At 41.7% G+C, this 21,967-nt stretch carries 17 protein-coding genes; 12 read left to right on the top strand and 5 right to left on the bottom strand.

What is annotated here, in order from left to right; translation table 11 throughout:
* Window positions 1-486: 486 nt before the first annotated feature.
* The 4 genes from ACR63T_RS01955 (at window position 487) to ACR63T_RS01940 (ending at window position 4,091) form a co-directional block, all read left to right on the top strand.
* Window positions 487-1,788 (top strand): glutamate-5-semialdehyde dehydrogenase, encoded by a 1,302-nt coding sequence (locus tag ACR63T_RS01955; protein WP_472784601.1) that lies wholly within the window; start codon window positions 487-489, stop codon window positions 1,786-1,788.
* A 183-nt stretch (window positions 1,789-1,971) separates the two neighbouring features.
* Window positions 1,972-2,730: a ribonuclease domain-containing protein gene (locus ACR63T_RS01950; protein WP_472784600.1), complete on the top strand. Its 759-nt coding sequence runs from the start codon at window positions 1,972-1,974 to the stop codon at window positions 2,728-2,730.
* A gap of 1 nt (window position 2,731) precedes the next feature.
* Window positions 2,732-3,052 (top strand): barstar family protein, encoded by a 321-nt coding sequence (locus ACR63T_RS01945; RefSeq protein WP_472784599.1) that lies wholly within the window; start codon window positions 2,732-2,734, stop codon window positions 3,050-3,052.
* A 256-nt stretch (window positions 3,053-3,308) separates the two neighbouring features.
* A complete protein-coding gene (locus ACR63T_RS01940; RefSeq protein WP_472784598.1) occupies window positions 3,309-4,091 on the top strand; it encodes an FRG domain-containing protein in 783 nt (260 codons plus the stop codon).
* Between the two features lie 139 nt (window positions 4,092-4,230).
* Here the strand turns inward: ACR63T_RS01940 and ACR63T_RS01935 are convergent, their stop codons facing one another.
* Window positions 4,231-5,787 carry an alanine/glycine:cation symporter family protein gene (locus tag ACR63T_RS01935; RefSeq protein ID WP_472784597.1) on the bottom strand — a complete coding sequence of 519 codons (1,557 nt, stop codon included), beginning with the start codon at window positions 5,785-5,787 and terminating at the stop codon, window positions 4,231-4,233.
* Between the two features lie 385 nt (window positions 5,788-6,172).
* Here ACR63T_RS01935 and leuE point away from each other — a divergent pair, with 385 nt between their 5' ends.
* On the top strand, window positions 6,173-6,829 hold the full coding sequence (gene leuE, locus ACR63T_RS01930) for a leucine efflux protein LeuE (protein WP_201571418.1): 657 nt from the start codon (window positions 6,173-6,175) through the stop codon (window positions 6,827-6,829).
* A 104-nt stretch (window positions 6,830-6,933) separates the two neighbouring features.
* On the opposite strand, the gene glyA is transcribed toward leuE, so the two are convergent.
* The 3 genes from glyA to ACR63T_RS01915 all read right to left on the bottom strand — a co-directional run bounded on the left by glyA (window position 6,934) and on the right by ACR63T_RS01915 (window position 10,469).
* A complete protein-coding gene (gene glyA, locus ACR63T_RS01925; protein ID WP_201571416.1) occupies window positions 6,934-8,190 on the bottom strand; it encodes a serine hydroxymethyltransferase in 1,257 nt (418 codons plus the stop codon).
* 374 nt (window positions 8,191-8,564) lie between these two features.
* A complete protein-coding gene (locus tag ACR63T_RS01920) occupies window positions 8,565-9,065 on the bottom strand; it encodes a chorismate--pyruvate lyase family protein (RefSeq protein ID WP_472784596.1) in 501 nt (166 codons plus the stop codon).
* Window positions 9,066-9,104: 39 nt separating this feature from the next.
* Window positions 9,105-10,469: a GNAT family N-acetyltransferase gene (locus tag ACR63T_RS01915; RefSeq protein WP_472785211.1), complete on the bottom strand. Its 1,365-nt coding sequence runs from the start codon at window positions 10,467-10,469 to the stop codon at window positions 9,105-9,107.
* A 162-nt stretch (window positions 10,470-10,631) separates the two neighbouring features.
* On the opposite strand from ACR63T_RS01915, the gene ACR63T_RS01910 reads away from it, so the two are divergent.
* The 6 genes from ACR63T_RS01910 to ACR63T_RS01885 all read left to right on the top strand — a co-directional run bounded on the left by ACR63T_RS01910 (window position 10,632) and on the right by ACR63T_RS01885 (window position 18,570).
* Entirely contained in the window at window positions 10,632-10,892 is a 261-nt protein-coding gene (locus ACR63T_RS01910) for a hypothetical protein (RefSeq protein ID WP_472784595.1), read from the top strand.
* Between the two features lie 575 nt (window positions 10,893-11,467).
* Window positions 11,468-13,684, top strand: a complete 2,217-nt coding sequence (locus tag ACR63T_RS01905) for an NADP-dependent isocitrate dehydrogenase (protein ID WP_472784594.1) — start codon at window positions 11,468-11,470, stop codon at window positions 13,682-13,684.
* Window positions 13,685-13,990: 306 nt separating this feature from the next.
* Window positions 13,991-16,210 carry an NADP-dependent isocitrate dehydrogenase gene (locus tag ACR63T_RS01900; protein ID WP_201571407.1) on the top strand — a complete coding sequence of 740 codons (2,220 nt, stop codon included), beginning with the start codon at window positions 13,991-13,993 and terminating at the stop codon, window positions 16,208-16,210.
* A 227-nt stretch (window positions 16,211-16,437) separates the two neighbouring features.
* Entirely contained in the window at window positions 16,438-17,064 is a 627-nt protein-coding gene (locus tag ACR63T_RS01895; protein ID WP_305899505.1) for a pseudouridine synthase, read from the top strand.
* Window positions 17,065-17,291: 227 nt separating this feature from the next.
* Window positions 17,292-18,125 carry a DUF305 domain-containing protein gene (locus ACR63T_RS01890; RefSeq protein ID WP_472784593.1) on the top strand — a complete coding sequence of 278 codons (834 nt, stop codon included), beginning with the start codon at window positions 17,292-17,294 and terminating at the stop codon, window positions 18,123-18,125.
* Window positions 18,126-18,192: 67 nt separating this feature from the next.
* Window positions 18,193-18,570: a glutaredoxin domain-containing protein gene (locus tag ACR63T_RS01885; protein WP_472784592.1), complete on the top strand. Its 378-nt coding sequence runs from the start codon at window positions 18,193-18,195 to the stop codon at window positions 18,568-18,570.
* A gap of 105 nt (window positions 18,571-18,675) precedes the next feature.
* Here the strand turns inward: ACR63T_RS01885 and ACR63T_RS01880 are convergent, their stop codons facing one another.
* Window positions 18,676-20,589, bottom strand: coding sequence for a M61 family metallopeptidase (locus ACR63T_RS01880; RefSeq protein WP_472784591.1), 1,914 nt, complete (start codon window positions 20,587-20,589; stop codon window positions 18,676-18,678).
* Between the two features lie 309 nt (window positions 20,590-20,898).
* Here ACR63T_RS01880 and ACR63T_RS01875 point away from each other — a divergent pair, with 309 nt between their 5' ends.
* Window positions 20,899-21,384 (top strand): FKBP-type peptidyl-prolyl cis-trans isomerase, encoded by a 486-nt coding sequence (locus tag ACR63T_RS01875; protein WP_305899501.1) that lies wholly within the window; start codon window positions 20,899-20,901, stop codon window positions 21,382-21,384.
* Window positions 21,385-21,967: the final 583 nt, after the last annotated feature.

Below are 21,967 nucleotides of genomic sequence, written 5' to 3'. Positions count from 1 at the left end.
GCTGCAATTGCTAGAGAACCATACAACCACTTTTTAGAAATCGTAGGTTGTTTAACATCATCATCTTTATCAATCATTTCAATGCCTATTATAAAAGTAAATAGCAAAAGCGAAACCAATGATAGCTAAGAAGCGATGAGCTTATTTATCAAAAGATTACAACTATACTGGTATCTGATAGTTACGGCTTTAGTAATTACAGGCTAATTGTGTTAAAAATGCGTAACAAGCGCATAAAACCTGTAAAAATAACTCAAAATAGCCCTCTCGCTACTTATTAACTATAAATCTGCCTTTACTATCGTCTTTATCTACTCTATGTTAAGTAGCATAATGCTACGAAGTGCTTAAAACCTCTATTTATACCAGTTTTTACCTCTATTTAGTACAACTAATACTCAGTAAATTTAGTTTTTCTACTCTTTAAGCTCGTTTCAACTTTTATAACAACTGCTAAAATTAATTTATATATAAGGAAAATAATATATGACTCAATCGAATACTAAAGATATAAAAGCTTATATGCAAACCGTAGGACAACAAGCTCGGGCAGCCTCGCGCGCACTAGCGGCTGCTAATACAGGAGTCAAAAACTCAGCGCTGATAGCTATCCATGATCAGCTAATCACAGCGAAGGCGGACATTTTAGCCGCTAATAAGATAGACATGGATAATGGCAAAAACAATGATCTCGATGCAGCCCTTCTTGATCGATTAGAGCTCAATGACGCGCGTTTTGACGGTATGCTGCAAGGTCTCAAAGACGTCTCTACCCTGCCTGATCCTATTGGCGAAGTCACCGATATGACCTTTCAGCCATCAGGTATTCATTTAGGTAAGATGCGCGTACCACTTGGCGTTGTCGGTATGATTTATGAATCACGCCCTAATGTGACTTTAGAGGCGGCATCGCTTGCGCTAAAATCAGGCAACGCTATTATCTTACGAGGTGGCTCTGAGGCTTTTGAGTCTAATCAAGCGATTGCTAAATGTATCCATCAGGGTCTAAAAGATGTCAATCTGTCTGAGCACAGCGTGCAAGTATTACAGACGACTGATCGCGCAGCAGTCGGCGAGCTGATTACGATGACCGAATATGTCGATGTTATCGTACCTCGTGGCGGTAAAGGCTTGATCGCTCGTATTAGTGAAGATGCTAAAGTGCCCGTTATTAAGCATCTAGATGGTAACTGTCACACTTATATCGACAGCGATGCTGAGCTTGATACTGCGGTAAAGGTTAGCGTCAATGCCAAAACCCATCGCTATGGTACTTGTAATACCATGGAGACTTTATTAGTCGATAAAGCGGTCGCTGATACTATGCTACCGAAGATTGCTGAAGCAATTATTGCAGCGGACGACGCTATGCAGCTACGCCTTGATGAGCTATCACAAGCTATTTTGAAGGATAATGCCAAGCTCAAAGGTCATCTATCCGCTGCGACCGCTGAGGATTGGGATACTGAATATCTAGCGCCAATATTAGCAATTAAAATAGTCGACGGTTTAGATGAAGCGATTGAGCATATCAATACGCACGGCAGCCATCATACTGACGTGATTATCACTGATAATTATAGTAAGTCGCAGCGTTTCATCCGTGAAGTAGATTCAGCCAGTGTGATGATTAATGCCTCTAGCCGTTTCGCTGACGGTTTTGAATATGGACTCGGTGCAGAAATCGGCATCTCAACCGATAAGATTCACGCACGTGGCCCTGTTGGCCTTGAAGGTCTAACGTCACAAAAGTGGATCGTCTATGGTCATGGTGAAACCCGTGCTTAGCCTATAAAACCATTGTCAAATAACAAACGTCAGCTAAATGCTGGCGTTTTTTTGGTTAAAAGTTTTTATTATTTTTATAGTGTGCTTTTTAAGCACCCTTTTACGATGTTGACCTTTATTCTTTTACTGCCCCTAATCTTGTATATACTATTCGATAATAGAAAATATCAAGGCTATAAAACAATGCAAAGTGGTAAAATCAAACACTGGAATGACGATAAAGGCTATGGCTTTATCGATGTCGACGATCAAAGCGAAGATGTGTTTTTTCATATTAGCAAAGTGCGCTTGTCTCAGCCAATAAGCGCAGGTCAGCGCGTCTACTTCACCAGCGAGCGCAATGATAAAAACCAGTTGCGTGCGGTTGAGGTGACCTCGACTGCTTTGAGTCTACAAGACAGCCTTAATTCAACTGCATCCAAACGCTCGCCAAAGAATAATTATCAGAATACGACTCGCTCTAGTTCAAGCCTACAGACCAATCAAAATGAGCGGCGCGTCAGACCCCACAAGAAGAGCGTATTCTCTACTGTATTAAGTCTACTTGCTATCCTCGCAGTCGCCGTTTATTTTTTTGGCGATATCCAGTCGACGCTATTTAATAGTGACCTAGCTACCGCGAAGATAGCACCGAGCTATTCTGAGCAAGCTGAGTCAAGTGTTACGACAGCTATCACAGGTGATGCGCAGATAGATCATACTATTGCGCTTATCAAACAAGGTGGGCCATATCCTTATCCTGCCAAGGACGGCACGACATTTTATAATCGTGAAGGCAGACTCCCCGCTCAATCTAGTGGCTACTACCGCGAATATACGGTGCCCACACCTGGCGTATCGCATCGCGGCGCAAGACGTATTGTTACTGGTGGCAATCCTCCAACGGTTTATTATTTGACCGTCAACCATTACGATAGCTTTAGCCAATTGCAGGTGAACTAATATGAGTGCTGCCATTTACTATAGGAATAAAGAGTGCGAATTCACTGACATCCCTCAGCAAGCAATTGATATCGTCTTGGGTGCAGTACTAGATAAGGAGATGCTGCTAAAAGCTTTGGCTCACGCACTGAATTTTCCAGATTACTTTACCTACAACTGGGATAGCGCATGGGACTGCTTAACCGATAGTGATGTCAAATATTTAAAACTTGATTTGACTAAAGTTAAGCACATTAACACTGAGGACTTTAACGTATTTAAAAGTATGATTGAGGATGCCTATCGAGATTTTGGTCAGCCTCAGTTGTGGGTTATTAGCTGATACTCTTGTCTAAGTGGCACAAATAAATTAGCTACTTTTGCGAAAACTGAGTCGCGTAGGGTGGGTTTTTAACCTAGCAAATCTTTATAGTAAGTCACAATATTGGATAGCTTAAAATAGGCTTTGGATTTAGTAGGGTGCGCTCCGCGCACCGATTTATAAATAAAACTATATATTTCAAACTGGATGATAAAAATCAAAAAGCGCTGGGCTAAAAGCCCTTAATATTATTAATATAAAAGATATAAGAGGTTTTATGAACTTTGTTGATGATCCATTGTTTGGAAAAATTTCTTCACCAGAGTCTATTGAAGAATTACTACTTTTAGTAAAACGACAAACTCCTAGAAGGCGTAATGTATATTTTTGGAGAGGGCAAAGCGATATCCAGTGGCCTATCCATAGTTCTGCATATAGAAGATTGAAAAGAACTGAGACTAAAATAACTGAATCTCACATGCAACGTTATGAACAGCATTTACTTCAGCACGCTACTCATCAAGGATACAGGTATGTTGATGGTAGATATCTCACAGATATGGAACTGTTGGCAAAACTTCAACATCATGGAGCTGCTACAAGGCTAATTGATTTCTCTAGAAATATATTAATAGGTCTTTGGTTTGCTTGCTCGGCAGAACCAGAAAAATCAGGAATATTATTTGGTTTTCACTCTCATTTTGTTGGAGGAGGTGAAAATAAGATTGAACTGGGGGATTACTCCGAAGTTCTTGAGGGAATAGAAAATTTTGATCATCCTATCGTTTGGCATCCTCCAGTAGTTTCAAAGCGTATTGCCTCTCAAAGTGCTCAGTTTCTTTATAGCAAAGTTGTTGAAAATAACTTTGGAAGTTTAGCGCTCGGTAATGATGCCGATTCATACGTTTCTATAAACATAAGCCCCACTTTCAAAAAACAAGCACTTAAAGGATTGTCAGAGATTTTTGATATTAGATATATAACTCTATTCCCTGATATTGATGGGTTTGGCTATTCTAATAGTTTTAGATTCAAAAAATTTGAAAACGAGCGTTGGTAAATAAAATTCGGCGGGTTACGCTTGAGCTAACCCACCCTACTAACCAAATAACAACTACCAGTCATCAAAAAGCCCGCCAAGAATAGTCTTGACGGGCTTTTATAATTATAAAGGTATTAAAGCTTTTTAATCAAACCGCTTATTTGAACTTCTTAATCTCACCACTCTTCACACGAGCGACATAAGATTTGACTTCTCTTTTCACCACTGGCATCAAGAAGTATAGACCGATGATGTTAAAGATAGCCATCGCGAATAGGGCGGCATCTGCGAAGTCGATAACAAAACCAAACTGTATGACAGTACCGATAACGACGAAGACTAAAAAGATAAGTTTGTATATTATTTCTTTAGTTCTACCTTCACCGAATAGGTAAGTCCAAGCTTTTAGACCGTAATACGACCATGAAATCATCGTTGAAAAGGCGAACATGATTACCGCTAAAGCTAAGAAGTACTGGAAAATTGGTGCTGTTTGCATAAAGGCGGCACGGGTTAGCTCTACACCAGTAATCGCTTGATCTTGCAAGTTTGCTGCTGTGTTCACACCAGATATAGTGATAACTAACGCGGTCATAGTACAGATGATAACCGTATCAATGAAAGGCTCTAGTAAAGCGACCAAACCTTCAGTTGCAGGCTCATTTGTTTTTACCGCGGAGTGAGCAATAGCGGCTGAACCAACACCAGCTTCATTAGAGAAAGTGGCACGTTTTAAACCTTGGATTAATGCACCAATGAAACCACCAGCAACACCAGCACCAGTGAAGGCACCAACGAAGATCTGCTCAAACGCTGTGCCAATTTGGTTAAAGTTAGCAACCAGTACGATTACTGCCATTGTGATGTATAACAAAGCCATAAAGGGTACAATTTTTTCGGTAACCGTTGCTATGCGAGGCATACCACCAAGGATGACCGAACCGACTAAAACCGCTAAGACAACACCAAAGATTATACTGTACTCAGTAGGAATAGAAAAAGTAGAGCTTACCATTGCAAAGGCTTGGTTGCCTTGAAACATATTACCAGCGCCAAAAGTGGCTAGTATCGTCATAAGGGCAAAACCAACGGCTAAAACCTTACCAAATCCGCCCATACCACGTTCAGCCATACCGCGACTGAGGTAGTACATAGGTCCACCTGATACGGCACCAGAGGGCAGTATCGTACGGTATTTTACCCCTAGCGTACACTCTACAAACTTGGATGCCATACCGAACAGGCCAACCACGATCATCCAAAAGGTAGCACCAGGCCCACCAATTGCGAGTGCTGCACCTACACCTGCAATATTACCCAGACCGACCGTGCCTGATAGAGCAGTAGCCAAGGCTTGGAAATGGCTAACCTCGCCTTCTTCTTTAACAGCAGGATTGGGATCAGTATATTTACCTCTGACAATATCGAGAGACAACCCTATAAGACGAAACTGAATAAAGCCAAAATAGAGCGTAAATACTATTGCGGCAACTAATAACCAACCCACAATTAGTGGAAAGCTTACATCACCGAGTGGCACTGAAAAGAAGATCAGGTCTACAAACCAGCCAAAGGTATTGGCCATGAAGCCATCAAGACCTGTACCAAATGCTTCTAAACCTGTTTGTTCTGCTGCTAAAGCCGATTCTTCAGCGGCTTGCACGATACTGGCGCTGAAGAGTAGCAGCATGGCGACTAACGATTGTTTTTTCATAAAAATCCCTTTAATTAGAATCACTTCCTAGTGAATATCTTGATAATTATAGTAATATCGATACTAAGTGAGTGGTTATGTATTACACTTTGTACTGCTATTACTACTAAATAATCAATACTGACTATATACTAATAAAATTAAATAAACAAAAACATTGATATATTTTTATTTATTTAATCATCGACTTAGCTTTCAAAAGTTGGTAATTAATTGATAGATCTAGTGGGTTATGCTTGAGCTAACCTACACCCCAAATCAACACTTTATCTTAATAGGCAAATTAGAATAGACATTATCGGTTTAAAGTATATAGCTTAGGCATAGAGTGTTGACCCGCGCACCGATATAATTAGACCTTTACTTTGGATGATGAAAATTATTTATGTTCGGTATCACTGATCTTACTGCCTATATTATTGGCTCAATCATCATTATCTTGCTGCCAGGTCCTAACAGTTTATACTGCCTATCAGTGTCAGCCGCACACGGCACTAGAAAAGGCTATCGCACGGTAGCGGGTATATTTTTGGGTGATAGTATCTTGATACTAGTGACCGTCTTAGGAATGGGCAGCCTGCTAAAGCTCTACCCTGTTCTTTTCACCGCTATCAAATTATTGGGCGGATTATATTTATCTTACTTGGGGACAAAACTGCTCATAAGTGGCTATCAAACCTTCCGTCATAGAGCTCAAATCGCTGATGCTAAACCAAAGCTGATAACAGCGCCCATAAGTCAAAACTTCTTTTATCGTGCGCTATTACTTAGTTTGACCAACCCTAAAGCCATATTATTTTTCTTATCGTTTTTCGTGCAGTTCGTTGAGCCTACTTATCCTTATCCTTTTTTGTCTTTTTTAGTATTAGCCATTATTTTACAGCTCATTAGTTTTAGCTATCTAAGCGTCATGGTATTTTCAGGTAAAAACCTCTCTCGAAAATTCAGCCAATCACCGACACTAATCGTAGCTAGCACCACTTTTACAGGCTTACTATTTATTGGCTTTGCCATGAATTTATGGTTAGCGCAGTTAAGTTAAATCATTTGCCTACAACAAATTCACAACTCTTAATTGAAAACCTTAACCACAAAAAAACCGCCAAGCAAAAGCTAAGCGGTTTATTTTTTATACGATTCTAAATATTACTGATTCTTAGCATACACTGGTTTTTTCGCACAGATAGCTTCAACCTTTTCGCGTACTTCAGCTAATACTTTTTCATCACCGCGCGAGTCTAGTACATCACACATCCAACCCGCCAACTCTTTGACATCTGCTTCATCAAAGCCGCGAGTGGTCACAGCACCAGTACCGATACGGATACCAGAAGTCACGAACGGAGACTTTGGATCGTTAGGTACAGCGTTTTTATTAACCGTAATGTGCGCTTCACCCAACCATTTGTCGGCTTCTTTACCGGTCATTTCTTGCTTAACTAAGCTAATAAGCATGAGATGGTTTTCTGTACCACCAGAGATGATTTCATAGCCACGCTCTTGAATGACCGCTGCCATAGCTTTAGCGTTTTTGATGACTTGCTCTTGATACGTCTTGAAGTTATCTTCTAGCGCTTCTTTAAAGCAAATCGCTTTGGCCGCGATAACGTGCATCAACGGGCCACCTTGGTTGCCTGGGAAAACGGCAGAGTTCAGCTTTTTAGCAAGTTTATCATCACGTGACATGATGACCCCTGAGCGTGGGCCACGTAACGTTTTATGCGTAGTACTAGTGACGACATCAGCGAATGGTACTGGGTTAGGATAAGCACCTGTAGCAGCCAAACCAGCAATGTGCGCCATATCAACTAAGAAGTAAGCGCCGATCTCGTCCGCGATATCACGGAAACGCTGCCAATCAACTACTTGCGAGTAGGCTGAAAAACCAGCGATAATCATTTTAGGCTTGTGCTCACGGGCTAAGCTATCGACTTGATCATAATCGATAAGACCCGTCTCTTCAACTAGACCATACTGCACCGCATTGTAGTTGATACCTGAGAAGTTGATATGAGCGCCATGGGTCAAGTGACCACCAGCATCAAGACTCATACCAAGAATAGTATCGTTGGCATCGAGCAGTGCTAAAAATACCGCTGAGTTGGCCTGAGAACCTGAATGCGGTTGTACGTTGACATATTCAGCACCGAACAGCTCTTTTGCACGGTCGATGGCTAGTTGTTCAACGACATCGACATGCTCACAGCCGCCGTAATAGCGCTTACCTGGATAGCCTTCTGCGTATTTATTAGTTAGATCTGAGCCTTGCGCTTCCATCACTGCTTGTGAGCAGTAGTTCTCTGAAGCAATAAGCTCGATATGGTTTTCTTGACGAACGCTCTCAGCTTCCATAGCTGCTGATAATGCTGGATCATATTCTTTTATAGAGATATCTTTAAACATAGTTATGTCCTATAGAGTGACTTTTATTAGAAAATGTATATCAGAGAAAGTCTATTAATAAAGACGCTAGTAATCTAAAATCTAGCCTAGCGTTGGTTTACTTTATTTAGCAATAATTTTGATGCTTCTTTACATCATATTGCGCCATACGTTTTGCTGTGAAGCAAGTGTAACATGAAACTTTACGGTATGAGAGCAAAAACTCTCAGCTATAGCTGAGAGTTTTTTATGACATCATCACTGAATTAAATAGTTAGCAATATCATAGGGTTGATACTAGACTAACTTAGCGTTACGTCTTATTAGCTACCTATTCAGCTATTAGTTTTAAATAATAATGGCTGATTATCTATGTCGATCTTGTTTTTCAAAATCTACACTGTGACCAAAAAATCAGACAAAAAGGTCTCGCTAATAAGCACTTTGCGCCCATACCAATCGTAATACGTCTGTCGTTGCCAGCCTTTAGCCGTGTTCTTAATAATCCGCTGATTGGGCAAAGTACGGCTACGCTTAAATAACACGTAACCGATAGGCGTGCCCTTTAGCTGTTGCAAGCGACGGGCTTGACCTTGCAGGCTGGTTAGAGGAAAGATACTTTGCGCCCACACCCAAGGCTGATCGCTATCACCATATAGCTGCACCTCACGTACCCAAGCCATCAGAGGACGATTGAGCGCTGAGCCTTGCAAGCCCAATTGCCGCTTTTGGCTTAACGATAGCCGCTTATAGCCCTCGAACTGGCGCTCAACTCGCAATGGCTGCCCTGCTTTTGCCTCAAATAATGCCGTCAAAGAGCCTTTGGCCTCAAGCCAAGGTAGTAACGCTATCGGTGGTGATGTTTTGGCAATGATAGTTTTACTTATATCAGACATAATCCACCGCCACTACATTGGTACATTGCTATCAAACCTTTATACATCGCTATCGAACGTAGGCATGTTATCTTGATTAAAAGGTAGCGCCTCATGAGCCTGTGCGCGATACTGCGCCATCCGTCCTCTATCCTCAATACAGAAATTCGCTATCGCAGGAATAAAACGCGCATCATAGATACGATGCAAGGAGTGCGTAGTCGTCGGGATAAAGCCACGGACCAGTTTATGCTCGCCTTGAGTACCAGGATCAAAGTAAGTTAAACCTTGCTCAATAGCAAATTCAATACCTTGGTAGTAACACAGCTCAAAGTGCAAGCTGTCATACTCGCCAAGTGCGCCCCAATAGCGACCGTACAAGGTGGCTTTATTATTTTCAGCGCTATCAACCTTGTCGTAGAGAAATAAACTACTCGCAATAATCTCACCATCATTATCGAACGCTTGCGCAAGCATTATGTGCTCAGGCATGCTGACTGCAAGAGAATCAAAGAATTCAGCGGTCAAATAAGGCTGCTGACCACGTACCGCATAAGTCATCACGTAACAATGATAAAACGCCGACCAATCAGCGTCAGTGATAGCAACGCCACACTTACGCTCGCACTTAATACCTTGCTCAGCGACCTTTCGACGTTCAGCACGGATAGTTTTACGCTTTTTGGCTTTCAATGTCGCTAAAAAATCCTCAAAACTTAAAAACGGTTTTTTATCCTTCATTAAGTTTTTATTCTGCCATAAAAACTGACAACCTTGCCGCTCTAATATAGGTGTTGTAAAAGCACTATCGTCATCATCAATAGTCTCTTTATCTTGAGTGATACTGTGATTATTGGCTAAAGCTTTGGCTATTTCAGTCTGTGTAGAGGCCGCAAGTCTTGCTAATTCTGGTGTGACAAATAAGCCATGCCAGCTTGATGCACCAACTTGCTGGGCGATATCATCAACCCCTGCCATTATGGCTTGTATAATCTCACGGTCTAAAGCTTGACCTACCGTCAGCCATATACGCTGACCTGTGATCGGCGTATATGGCGAGCTGGTCACCAGACGCGGATAATAGTCAATGCCATAGCGCGCATAAGCCTCTGCCCACGCATAATCAAAAACAAACTCGCCACGATGATGACCTTTGACGAACACTGGCATCACCGACACAGGCTGCATTACATCTAAATTTATCTCATTTTTATGAACATCTATATCAGTATCGGTATTATTATCGTTATTACTATGACGATAAACCAATATAAAAATAGGTAACCAACCAGCAGCCTCACCGATAGCGCCAGTATCAGTCAATGCTTGCCAAAAAGCAAAGCTCATAAAAGGGGTATCAGGAGCTTGCCACTGGGCGCGATTCTGCCAGCTCATGTCTCCGACGAGTGCATACTGTAGACTCATGCTCATATTATTTATTATCACTGTTTATTAGTTTTTATGAGTTCTAGACTAGCAAACTTTTACTCAATTGCTGTCACAATTTGCAAAAATCAGCTAGATTTTTGCAAATGATATAGGCAATTCTAGGATAGATAGAAGCTTATTACTTATCTGGGGAATACTATGATTAACTCTCGACCATATTGCTCACCTAGTTTTACCAAAGTTATCAAAACACCATTGGTCATGCTTGTCATAGGTTGCACATTGCTTTTAGGAGCCTGCAATAACGCTCAAGAGATCACTGATGAGTCAACCCTTGGTAGCGATAATGCAACGCAAACTAATGACGATAAGATGGAACTCAACAGTATGGGCGATGTTGCTGAGGCAAAAGCTGAGCAGCGCGATGATCAAGTTGTGATTGTCGAAGCTGAAAAATAAGTACTTTTAATACCTTTGTCATTCATTCAACTTATAATGACACACCCTAGTTCGGCATAAAAAAGGTATTTATAACGTTACCGATAGCTTTTTTTAACGTTAACTTTATTATAATAGTGAGCTAAGGTATCGGTAAAAGATGTTATTTTTGCCGATGACTGCTAGAATAAGGCTTCTGACAGTCTAGTACAATTAAGATACGTGTGGTAAGAGCAAAAACAGTATCTTAAGTTCATTATGTAATATTGACATTGTAGTAAATCTATAGTGAGCTTATCAGCTTCCCTGTTCTCTTATTCATAAGCAAGGCTACCCTTAGCTGTTTTGAACGATATGAATTACCTAAGTTACCGGTACAAATGGAATGTTATTTGGTAGAGATGGACTTAGCTAAATAGTGTAAATAAAAAATATCTAAATAAAAGTCACGAAACATTCTACGTCGGCCTAAAACTCTTCGAAAAACCACCTATCTTGTAACGCAATTGCTTTCAGCCTTTAGCCTTATTATGGCTAGGTATACTGTTAAATTTCAGCTTTATGATCAAACACAACCTAAAGGAATAAATACTAAAATGTCAAAACTCATTTATACGAAAACTGACGAAGCCCCAGCGCTTGCTACCCTATCTTTTTTACCTATCGTAGAAGCTTTTGCCAAAACAGCTGATATCGAAGTAGAAACGGCTGATATCTCTTTAGCAGGACGTATCATTGCTTTATTTCCAGATTTTATTACTAAAGAGCAGCGTATTCCTAGTGCTTTTAGAGAACTACGCGAACTGGTTAAAACCCCTGGTGCTAACGTTATCAAACTGCCTAATATTAGTGCCTCAGTACCGCAGCTAAAAGCGGCGATCAAAGAGTTACAGGATAAAGGTTACGGCTTACCTGATTATCCAGATCATCCAGAGACCGACGAAGAAAAAGATGTGCGAGATCGTTATGACAAAATAAAAGGTAGTGCAGTTAATCCGATTTTACGTGAAGGTAACTCAGATCGCCGTGCACCAAAAGCGGTAAAAGCTTATGCTCGTAGCCATCCTCATTCTATGGGGGCATGGAGTGCAGACTCTAAAACTCATGTGGCGACTATGGATCATGGCGACTTTGCCGATACGGAGACTTCAGTCACTGTAGACGAGCCAACTGATTACCGTATTGAGTTCACTGCTAACGACGGTAGTGTCACTGAATTAAAAGCACCTGCACCATTACTAGCGGGTGAAGTTATCGATGCGGCTATTTTGAGCCACAAAGCCTTGGTTGAGTTTTTAGAAGAGCAAGTCGAAGACGCCAAAGCTGAAGATGTATTATTCTCATTACATCTAAAAGCGACGATGATGAAAGTCTCTGATCCTATTATCTTTGGTGAAGCAGTAAAAGTATTCTTCAAAGAGTTGTTTGACAAGCACGGTGATACGTTCAAAGAGATCGACGTTAATGTCAATAACGGCTTTAGCAACTTGCTCGCTAAATTAAAAGAGCTGCCTGATGACAAACGTCAAGAAATCGAAGCGGATATCCAAAGCATCTATAAGAGCAATCCAGATCTAGCAATGGTCAACTCTGACAAAGGCATCACTAACCTACATGTACCGAGTGATGTGATCGTTGATGCGTCAATGCCAGCTATGATTCGTAGCTCAGGTAAGATGTGGGGCGCGGATAACGAGCTACACGACACCAAAGCGATTATCCCTGATAGCAGCTATGCTTGCATCTATGATGAAACCATCAAATTCTGTAAAGAAAACGGTGCCTTTGATCCAACGACTATGGGTTCAGTACCGAACGTCGGTCTTATGGCACAAAAAGCAGAAGAGTATGGCTCACATGATAAGACTTTCTTGATCCCATCTGCAGGTATTGTGCAAGTACTGGATAGCAATGATAAGGTATTGACTGAGCATCAAGTTGAAGCAGACGATATCTGGCGTATGAATCAGGTCAAAGACGCACCGATTCAAGACTGGGTCAAGTTAGCAGTCACGCGTGCTCGTGCTAGCATGATACCGACTATCTTCTGGTTGGATCATAAGCGTCCGCATCATGCTGCATTGATCAAAAAAGTAGAACGCTATCTAAAAGATTACGATACGACTGGCTTAGATATTCGCATCATGCCCGTTCGCGAGGCGACTCGCTTTACTTTAGAGCGTCTAAAAGAAGGCAAAGATACGATTTCAGTTACCGGTAACGTCTTACGTGATTACTTAACCGATCTATTCCCAATCTTAGAGCTGGGTACTAGCGCGAAGATGCTCTCTATCGTACCGCTTATGAATGGTGGTGGTCTATTTGAGACTGGTGCTGGTGGTTCTGCGCCGAAGCATGTCGAGCAGCTGGTTGAAGAAAATCATCTGCGCTGGGATTCATTAGGTGAGTTCTTAGCGTTAGCCGAGTCTTTAGAGCATTTAGCTATTCACGAAAATAATCCTAAAGCGCAAATATTATCAGATACCTTAGATACTGCGACTGAGACTCTGCTGATGAATAACAAGTCGCCATCACGTAAGACTGGTGAGCTTGATAACCGTGGTAGTCACTTCTATCTAGCTATGTACTGGGCCGAGGAGCTGGCGAATCAAAACCAAGACAGCGAGCTAAAAGAGACCTTTACTCCAATAGCTAAGAAGCTGAAGGATAATGAAGATGCTATCGTCAAAGAGCTCAATGATGCTCAAGGTAGCCCTGCCAACATCAATGGCTATTACTTCTTTGATGAAAAGCTGGCAACAGATATTATGCGCCCAAGTAAAACCTTAAATGAAATTATAGCTTCGATTTAATAGAAACACGGTCAAAGGCAAGCGTTGTGATAAACGACAATACTTGCTCTAGGCCTAGCTTTTAAACTTAGCTTTTAAACTTAGCTTTTAGCTGAGCCTACAATATAAAACCTTAATGATCTAAGAGTGTTGGGGTTTTTGTTGAACCTGATAATATGAGTCATTTTTATTATTTATAGAGACTATTAGCAATTACCTTATACTTTAATCTTATTGCCTTAGAAACAAGAGCGTTCCTGTTATATACTATTGATGGCGATATCAAAGAGCACTAAATAAAAACATTCAAGAGGAAATTTTACTGTCATGTCAAAAATTATTTATACCAAAACCGATGAAGCCCCAGCACTGGCAACCCTATCCTTTTTACCTATCGTAAAAGCTTTTACCGACAAGGCAGGCGTCGTCGTTGAGACCAGTGACATCTCAGTTGCTGCGCGTGTATTGGCTGAGTTCTCTGACTATTTAACAGATGAGCAGCGTGTTCCTGACAATCTAGCTGAGCTCGGACGCTTAACTCAAGATCCCAACACTAATATTATCAAACTGCCTAATATTAGCGCTTCTGTACAACAGCTCAAAGCTTGTATCAAAGAGCTGCAAGGCAAAGGCTATGCGCTACCTGAATTCCCAGACGATCCAAAAACTGAGGAAGAGATTGAGCTACGCAGACGCTATGGTAAGAGTCTAGGCAGTTCAGTGAATCCAGTACTCCGTGAGGGTAACTCAGACCGCCGTGCTCCTAAAGCAGTCAAAAACTATGCCCGTAAGCATCCGCACTCTATGGGCGAGTGGAAACAATGGTCACGCACTCATGTCTCGCACATGCACAGTGGCGACTTTTATGAAGGTGAGCAGTCTATTACTTTGGATAAAGCACGTAGCGTACGTATGGAGCGCGTGGCTGAAGATGGTACTATCGGCGTCTTCAAAACAGGCATTGCGCTGCTAGACAAAGAAGTCATCGATTTGATGTTCATGAGTAAAAAAGCGCTGATTGAATTTTATGAGCGTGAAATGGAAGACTGCCGTGAAGCGGGCATTTTATTTTCCTTGCACGTAAAAGCGACGATGATGAAAGTGTCGCACCCTATTGTCTTTGGACATGCGGTCAAGACCTATTACAAAGACGCTTTTGACAAGCATGGTGCCTACTTTGATGAGCTAGGTATCAACGTCAACAACGGCATGGCCTCGCTATATGAAAAAATAGCAGAGCTACCCGCCAGTAAGCGTGAAGAGATTGAACGTGATCTGCATGCTTGTCAGGTACATCGTCCGCGTCTAGCGATGGTCGACTCAGCCAAAGGTATCACCAACTTCCATTCGCCAAGTGATGTCATCGTCGATGCTTCTATGCCTGCTATGATTCGCTCAGGCGGTAAAATGTGGGGCGCTGATGGCAAAATGTACGAATGTAAAGCGGTCATGCCTGAGTCCACTTTTGCACGTATTTATCAAGAGATGATTAACTTTTGCAAATGGCATGGTAACTTTGACCCAACGACTATGGGTACGGTGCCAAACGTTGGTTTGATGGCGCAAAAAGCTGAAGAGTATGGCTCGCATGATAAGACGTTTGAAGCCAGCGATGCGGGTATAGCGCGTATTGTCGACGAAGCTACAGATGAAGTATTACTTGAACAGCGCGTTGAAAAAGGTGATATCTGGCGCATGTGTCAAGTCAAAGATGAGCCTATTCAAGATTGGGTCAAGCTTGCGGTACGCCGTGCGCGCGAATCAGATACACCGGTTATCTTTTGGTTAGACCCTTATCGTCCACATGAGAATGAGCTGATCAAAAAGGTACAAACTTACCTAAAAGATCATGATACTACAGGGCTACATATCGAAATTATGTCACAGGTTCGCGCCATGCGCTATACCTTGGAGCGCGTCGCTCGTGGTCTCGATACCATCTCTGCTACTGGTAATATTTTACGTGACTACCTGACTGACTTGTTCCCTATTCTAGAATTGGGTACTAGCGCCAAGATGCTATCAGTCGTGCCATTAATGAAAGGCGGCGGTTTATTTGAAACCGGTGCTGGTGGTTCTGCACCGAAGCACGTTCAACAACTGATCGAGGAAAACCACCTACGTTGGGATTCGTTGGGTGAGTTCTTGGCTTTGACAGAGTCTTTAGAGCATTTAGCTAAGAATGATGATAATGCTAAAGCACAAATACTGGCCGACACTTTAGATAGAGCGACTGAAAAGCTATTATTAAATGATAAGTCGCCCTCGCGTAAAACAGGCGAGCTTGACAACCGCGGCAGCCATTTCTACCTAGCCATGTACTGGGCCGAAGAACTCGCTGCGCAAGATAAAGACGCTGATCTAAAAGCACAGTTTGCCCCGCTAGCCGAAAAGCTTGCGAGCAATGAGCGAGCTATCGTCGAGGAGATGAATAGTGCCCAAGGCAAAGCTGTCGATATTAAAGGCTATTATCTCGCTGATGAAGCCTTGGCTGAGCAAGCCATGCGCCCAAGTAAACTATTCAATGAAGCTTTGGCTTCGTTGTAACTCAGCTTCTTTATAACCTGAACCAAAACACGCTTGAATGATTTAATATTTGAGCGGGTTTGGCTAGTATTGCAAACACCTTAATGGTCTCAGACTGTTAAGGTGTTTTTTATGCAAAACCTTGTTAACATGACTAAGGTTTGTTGTATTTACTGTACCTGACACAAAACTATCTCATTTTTATCTCTATTTTCAAAATGAGGAAACACCCTAGGAATCTTTGCTTTATGTCGATCTCAAATCTTGTGCTATTTAACAAACCTTTTGGCGTGCAAAGTCAGTTTCGAGAGGATAGCAATAATAAGCATACGACGTTATCAGAGTACTTTAGCGATAAGTCACTGCGCATAGCAGGTAGGTTGGATGCGACCTCAGAGGGATTATTAATATTAACCAATGATGGACGCGTGAATAAAGCCATTACTCAACCGCCAAAGACTGAAAAATTTGATCATACTACTCATAAGCAAGGCAAAACTTATCTAGTACAAGTTGAAGGAATAGCGACAGCTATCCAATTGGCTGAGTTAAGCCGTGGCGTTATACTAAAAGACGGCAAAACCCTACCTGCTACCGCTGTCATCGTTGATGAGTCTGAGCTGCCAATCGAGCTATGGCCACGTGACCCGCCTATTCGCGAGCGCAAAAACATTCCAACGTCGTGGCTGATGCTAACGATTTATGAAGGTAAAAACCGTCAAGTTCGGCGAATGACTGCGCACGTTGGTCTGCCCTGTTTGCGTTTGATTCGCTGGTCTGTAGCAGGATTTGAGCTAGGGAGTTTGGCCGTCGGAGACTCTATAACTTTGGTCTTAAACAAAGCACACTATCGACAGTTAGGTATTAAATATTAGACGTTAAATATTAGCCAGTATTAGTTATCCATTACCGACATAACCATAAGACCTAGCTAAAAACATAAAGTAGCAGTCTATTATCGCCTACGGACTTTAAGTAATTAGCATATTTATAACGCTACGTCTTAAACTAGTAAGACTTATCTGTTAATATTCATAGCTTTATGTGCTTTTATACCTTAGTCGCCTGCCTTGCCATACAACCATCCAGTTAAGGGTATTTTATGACTCCTGTTTATCATCTCGCTATTGCTACTTGCATGACGCTTATGCTCAGCGCCTGTCAGCCCAAGGCTGACTCTGTAGAGCCCACTCAGCCTGCACCAGCTGATGATGTGATAAATAACTCTACTACCCCTGAAGCAGGCACGGATGACGAGGGCTATGTCGATAATAATCTCTCAGCTAATGATATGATCGCTGATATAGCACCAATGACGGCGATGCAGGCGGACTATGATAAGTCGATAACTCGAATGCATGATGAGATGCTGATCGGTATGGGCTATAATGATCCTGATACGACATTTGCCAAGAGTATGCTCGGGCACAGTCGTGGCGCTTTGGATATGGCTAGTCTACAACTTAAGTACGGCAGTGATCCTGTCATGCGTCAATTGGCTCAGCAGGTCATTAACTCACAACAGGGCGAGATTAACATTATTAATAAGTGGCTTGCCAGCCATCTTGATAGCGCTAGAGCTAAGCTTGAGACTCCTTTTGTACAACAAGAATATACCGATACTACGCAGATTATGCTAGATGAGATGTCATTAAGTATTGCTGATCCAGTAGCGGATGTAGCTTTTGCTCGTACTATGCTCGCGCACTATATCAGCGCTGGTAAGATGGCAAAAATTGAGCTTAAATATGGTGCTAATGAGGAGATGTTAGTACTAGCACGACAGATTATCAATGCTCAACAGCCTATCATTGTAGACTTGCAGAACTGGCTGGCGGCAAACAGCACTTCTTTAGATAGTGATAATATTACTGACGACGATATCGCAGACGATGCTGATGACAATTTAACCAAAGAAGCAATAGAAACTAATTAACATCTTATTCTTTGAGTGTTTAAAGCACTCACCCAACACCCACACAACAAAATTTATAGAGGCAAAAATGCTAGTAAAATTTATGCGCGAAGGGCTAGGACGACTCATAGCAGGCGGCAGTGTCATGACTCAGGGCAAAGCTGTGACACGCACTGCCGAGGAGCAAGCCCGCGTAGACGCAGCTTGTGAAGATTTGGCTTTATATCAATTTCAATCTTGCCCTTTTTGCGTCAAAGTACGCCGTCAAATTCATAAGCTAAACTTGCCTATTGAGTTGCGTGACGCCAAAAATAATGAGCAGTTTCGTAGTGAGCTTGCTGAAAATGGTGGACGTGTCAAAGTACCTTGCTTACGTATTGAAGATAACACTACAGAAAATAACGACGTCCAATGGATGTATGAATCAGACGATATCAACGCCTATTTACATCAGCGTTTTGGCTAGGCGCAACTGATGACTTAACATGGCTTAAAGAAACCGCCAAGCTTCTAAATAAAAGCTTGGCGGTTTTTATTTATATTGTCAAAAACCCTATCTTATTAAGAGTTATTAAGATTCGATAAAATCAGGGTTTAGCCATTGCTCAAACTCTGATTCCTTGCGTCTTAGATTGACTTTATACGCATCGGTAATATCTACCTCAGCTTGCGCAGTAGGCTCAGCTTTTATAGTAATAGTCATCAGCTCATCACGGCGAAACAAGTGACAAGTGGTATCTTGTAATAATGGGCTTAAAGTCGCTAAATGCTTATTATCCGCCTTGATCCTATCAATAGCGATGATGATATCGTGCGCTGAGATACCAGCTCTGGCGGCGATACTACCACGTTGTACCCGATTGACCTTCAGACCTGCTGGCGTCTCTGTACAGCGCATGCCCCAAGGCACTTTTTTATCAGCATTATCTTTAGCATCCTTATAAATAATCGTGCCGTGAGCATTTAGTAATGCCTCAATAGGCAGCTCCTCTACCCCATTAACATAGCGCTGCTCAAAATCTTCCCAATCTGCTCTTGGCATAAACTGACTGATAACTTCACCCATATCAGCACTACTAATACCAATACGCTGAGTACCGCTTTGTTTAGCTTGACTATAAAAGGATCTGACGACATCGAATAGTCGATGCTTACCAGCACTTTTCTCAAATAGAGTTAAATCTAAGCATAAGGCTACTAATGCACCTTTATTGTAATAGCTAATGCCCGCATTGCCTGTATTTTCATCACTACGATACAGCTTAATCCAAGCATCAAAGCTGGACTCAGCCACACTCTGCTGGCTACGCCCGTGCGTCTGATAATAACGGCTTATTTGTTCAGCCAATAAGGTCAAATAGCCATCTTGATCGATGACACCAGATGCTTGCAACATAAAGTCGTCAATATAAGAGGTAAAGCCTTCAAATACCCAAAGTAGTGGCGTATAGGCTTCTCGGCGCAAATCCACATCGATCATCACATCGGGACTGACGGTCTTAACCCACCATGCATGAAAATACTCATGACTGCATAACCCCAAAAAGCGCTTGTAGTCAGTGCTGGGCAACTCAGGCTCATCGATAGACGGTAAATCCCGTCGCGGAGTGATAAGGCTGGTTGAATTAATATGCTCAAGGCCACCATAATCTTGACCGCTAGCAAAGGTCATAAAAGTATAATCACCAAAGGGCGCATCCCCCAACCAGTTCAAATAAGTTTGACAGATTTGGGTAATATCTTGCTGTAAGCGGCCCATGTTGGCGCTGTGCTTGCCTGATAAATAAAAGCGATGGCTTAGCGTTTGATTATCGCTATCTTGAATAATAAAATCGAAAAACTGCTGCTCGGCTATTTCAAACGGATAATCAATCAGCTGATGATAGCTATCGGCCTGCAGACCATAGCCATGCTGAGTGCTGCTGTTTTTATTATCATCTTCTTGATTGAGGCTCTTTAGATAGGTCGCATCAAGCCCACAAGCCAATACCACATTATTTTCACATTTGTCACTCAAAAACGCGGCTGGCACCAGTAGGCTAACTTGTACAGGCAGTTGCTCTTGCCCCTCAACTGCTAAGGCCAGTGAGGTAAAGTTGCCGTATAGACGCTGCTGATCGACATAAGCAGTCCGTACTGACAGATCATAGCAATAGACTTCATAATCTACGCTCACAATCTGCCCTGCTTTGACTGCTGGCAGCGCCCAAGTATGCTTATCTACCTTTTGCGCGCGCCCTACCTTTGATGACTCATCACTCCCTTTATAATGCAGCGCCGTGATATTTCGAGCAAACTCACGCAGCAAATAGCTTCCTGGAATCCAGACTGGTAACCACAGCCGCGGAGAATCAACAGAGGCTGTAAAAGTTAAGGTAACATCGATCAGATGCTCATTAAAGCGTGCAAAGTTAAGGCAATAGCTTATAGCAGCTACACTAGCTGTCTGTGATAAATCATCGTTATCTTGGATAGTTTTAGTCATAGTAGGAACTTGGCGAGTATTTAGTGTTATGTTAGAAGTGATTAGTCAAAAACGCAACGATAAAACCGTCAGTGACTACAATTGTGAAAAACATTCACTCAAAATTCGCAAATATATTAATAATTGGCTTTTTTTGAGGTATTTACCTTGAAAGTTATTATAACCATCTCAATTAAAGAGGCTAACTGTTTCAGTTACTCTAATAAACTATAAGTCATTGACTGATAATATGGCTGTTTAGCGCATTGATTGGCTTTTTTAGGTTTATTACAACCGAATTTAATCTTTATAATCTATTTAGGATAATTTATGACTACTATTGCAAAAGATACCTCTGTCAAATTTAACTACACTCTAAAAGACGATGAAGGGAATGTTCTTGACCAGTCACCAGAAGGTCAACCTTTAGCTTACTTGCATGGCCATAGCAACATTATTCCAGGTCTTGAGAAACAGCTAGAAGGCAAGTCTGCTGGCGAAAGCGTTAATGCTGTTGTTGAGCCTGTAGATGGCTACGGCGAATACCAAGAGCAAGCCGTACAAAAGGTACCTCGTGATAATTTCCAAGGTGTTGAAGATATTCAGCCTGGTATGCAGTTTCAGTCTGAAGCGGGCGGTCAAGTCATGCTAGTGACAGTCACTGATGTTAATGACGAAGAAGTTACTGTAGATGCTAACCACCCATTAGCAGGTAAGCGTTTGACTTTTGATGTAGAAATCCAAGAAGTACGTGCTGCTACCGAAGACGAATTGAACCATGGCCATGTCCATGGTGCTGGTGGTGTTGAGCACTAATTCTTTATCATTATCGATAAAGTATCTAGATGACATTTTGATAGTGGTATAAAGATTAATATGTCGTCTAAAGCATAAAAGCCAGTAGTGTGCATAGTCATGCTACTGGCTTTTTTGTGTCTGAGTCAATTGATGACTTTTAAAAGTTACGATTAGTAGTTGTGATCAATAATTAGGATAAATTTTAGTAATTTCTTGCTCTCTAAACGTAATAAAACCGCATAACGACGATCGCTATACGGTTCTTATCACAGTCTTACATCAGCTAATAGCACCTTCGACATCCTTGCCTACGTCACTATTAATACTGTTTTGCATCTAATCCCGAGATACAAAATCATGATTAAGCTATTAACTTTATCACTTACAACCAGCTATCCATCCCTAGATCAATTTATTAGCTGCTTGTAAATATCAATCCTAAATACCAATCCCTAGTATTTAAAATAGTATTCAAAACAGTATAGATAAATATTATCACTAAATTGTGCTGCGAGGTAATGATCGCAAATTTTATAGATCAACGTAAGACGCTATAGCGTCGTTACTTGTAAGCATATACTTACAAGCCACAACGCTGTTA

Source organism: Psychrobacter sp. M17(2026) (genome assembly GCF_055699815.1).
Note: the sequence above shows the minus strand (reverse complement) of the source record. Positions and strands in the feature narration are given on the sequence as shown.

Excerpts from the sequence above, each read along its gene's own strand:
- ACR63T_RS01955 (WP_472784601.1), top strand. The coding sequence starts at position 487 with ATGACTCAATCGAATACTAAAGATATAAAAGCTTATATGCAAACCGTA.
- ACR63T_RS01950 (WP_472784600.1), top strand. The coding sequence starts at position 1,972 with ATGCAAAGTGGTAAAATCAAACACTGGAATGACGATAAAGGCTATGGC.
- ACR63T_RS01945 (WP_472784599.1), top strand. The coding sequence starts at position 2,732 with ATGAGTGCTGCCATTTACTATAGGAATAAAGAGTGCGAATTCACTGAC.
- ACR63T_RS01940 (WP_472784598.1), top strand. The coding sequence starts at position 3,309 with ATGAACTTTGTTGATGATCCATTGTTTGGAAAAATTTCTTCACCAGAG.
- ACR63T_RS01935 (WP_472784597.1), bottom strand. The coding sequence starts at position 5,787 with ATGAAAAAACAATCGTTAGTCGCCATGCTGCTACTCTTCAGCGCCAGT.
- leuE (WP_201571418.1), top strand. The coding sequence starts at position 6,173 with ATGTTCGGTATCACTGATCTTACTGCCTATATTATTGGCTCAATCATC.
- glyA (WP_201571416.1), bottom strand. The coding sequence starts at position 8,190 with ATGTTTAAAGATATCTCTATAAAAGAATATGATCCAGCATTATCAGCA.
- ACR63T_RS01920 (WP_472784596.1), bottom strand. The coding sequence starts at position 9,065 with ATGTCTGATATAAGTAAAACTATCATTGCCAAAACATCACCACCGATA.
- ACR63T_RS01915 (WP_472785211.1), bottom strand. The coding sequence starts at position 10,469 with ATGAGTCTACAGTATGCACTCGTCGGAGACATGAGCTGGCAGAATCGC.
- ACR63T_RS01910 (WP_472784595.1), top strand. The coding sequence starts at position 10,632 with ATGATTAACTCTCGACCATATTGCTCACCTAGTTTTACCAAAGTTATC.
- ACR63T_RS01905 (WP_472784594.1), top strand. The coding sequence starts at position 11,468 with ATGTCAAAACTCATTTATACGAAAACTGACGAAGCCCCAGCGCTTGCT.
- ACR63T_RS01900 (WP_201571407.1), top strand. The coding sequence starts at position 13,991 with ATGTCAAAAATTATTTATACCAAAACCGATGAAGCCCCAGCACTGGCA.
- ACR63T_RS01895 (WP_305899505.1), top strand. The coding sequence starts at position 16,438 with ATGTCGATCTCAAATCTTGTGCTATTTAACAAACCTTTTGGCGTGCAA.
- ACR63T_RS01890 (WP_472784593.1), top strand. The coding sequence starts at position 17,292 with ATGACTCCTGTTTATCATCTCGCTATTGCTACTTGCATGACGCTTATG.
- ACR63T_RS01885 (WP_472784592.1), top strand. The coding sequence starts at position 18,193 with ATGCTAGTAAAATTTATGCGCGAAGGGCTAGGACGACTCATAGCAGGC.
- ACR63T_RS01880 (WP_472784591.1), bottom strand. The coding sequence starts at position 20,589 with ATGACTAAAACTATCCAAGATAACGATGATTTATCACAGACAGCTAGT.
- ACR63T_RS01875 (WP_305899501.1), top strand. The coding sequence starts at position 20,899 with ATGACTACTATTGCAAAAGATACCTCTGTCAAATTTAACTACACTCTA.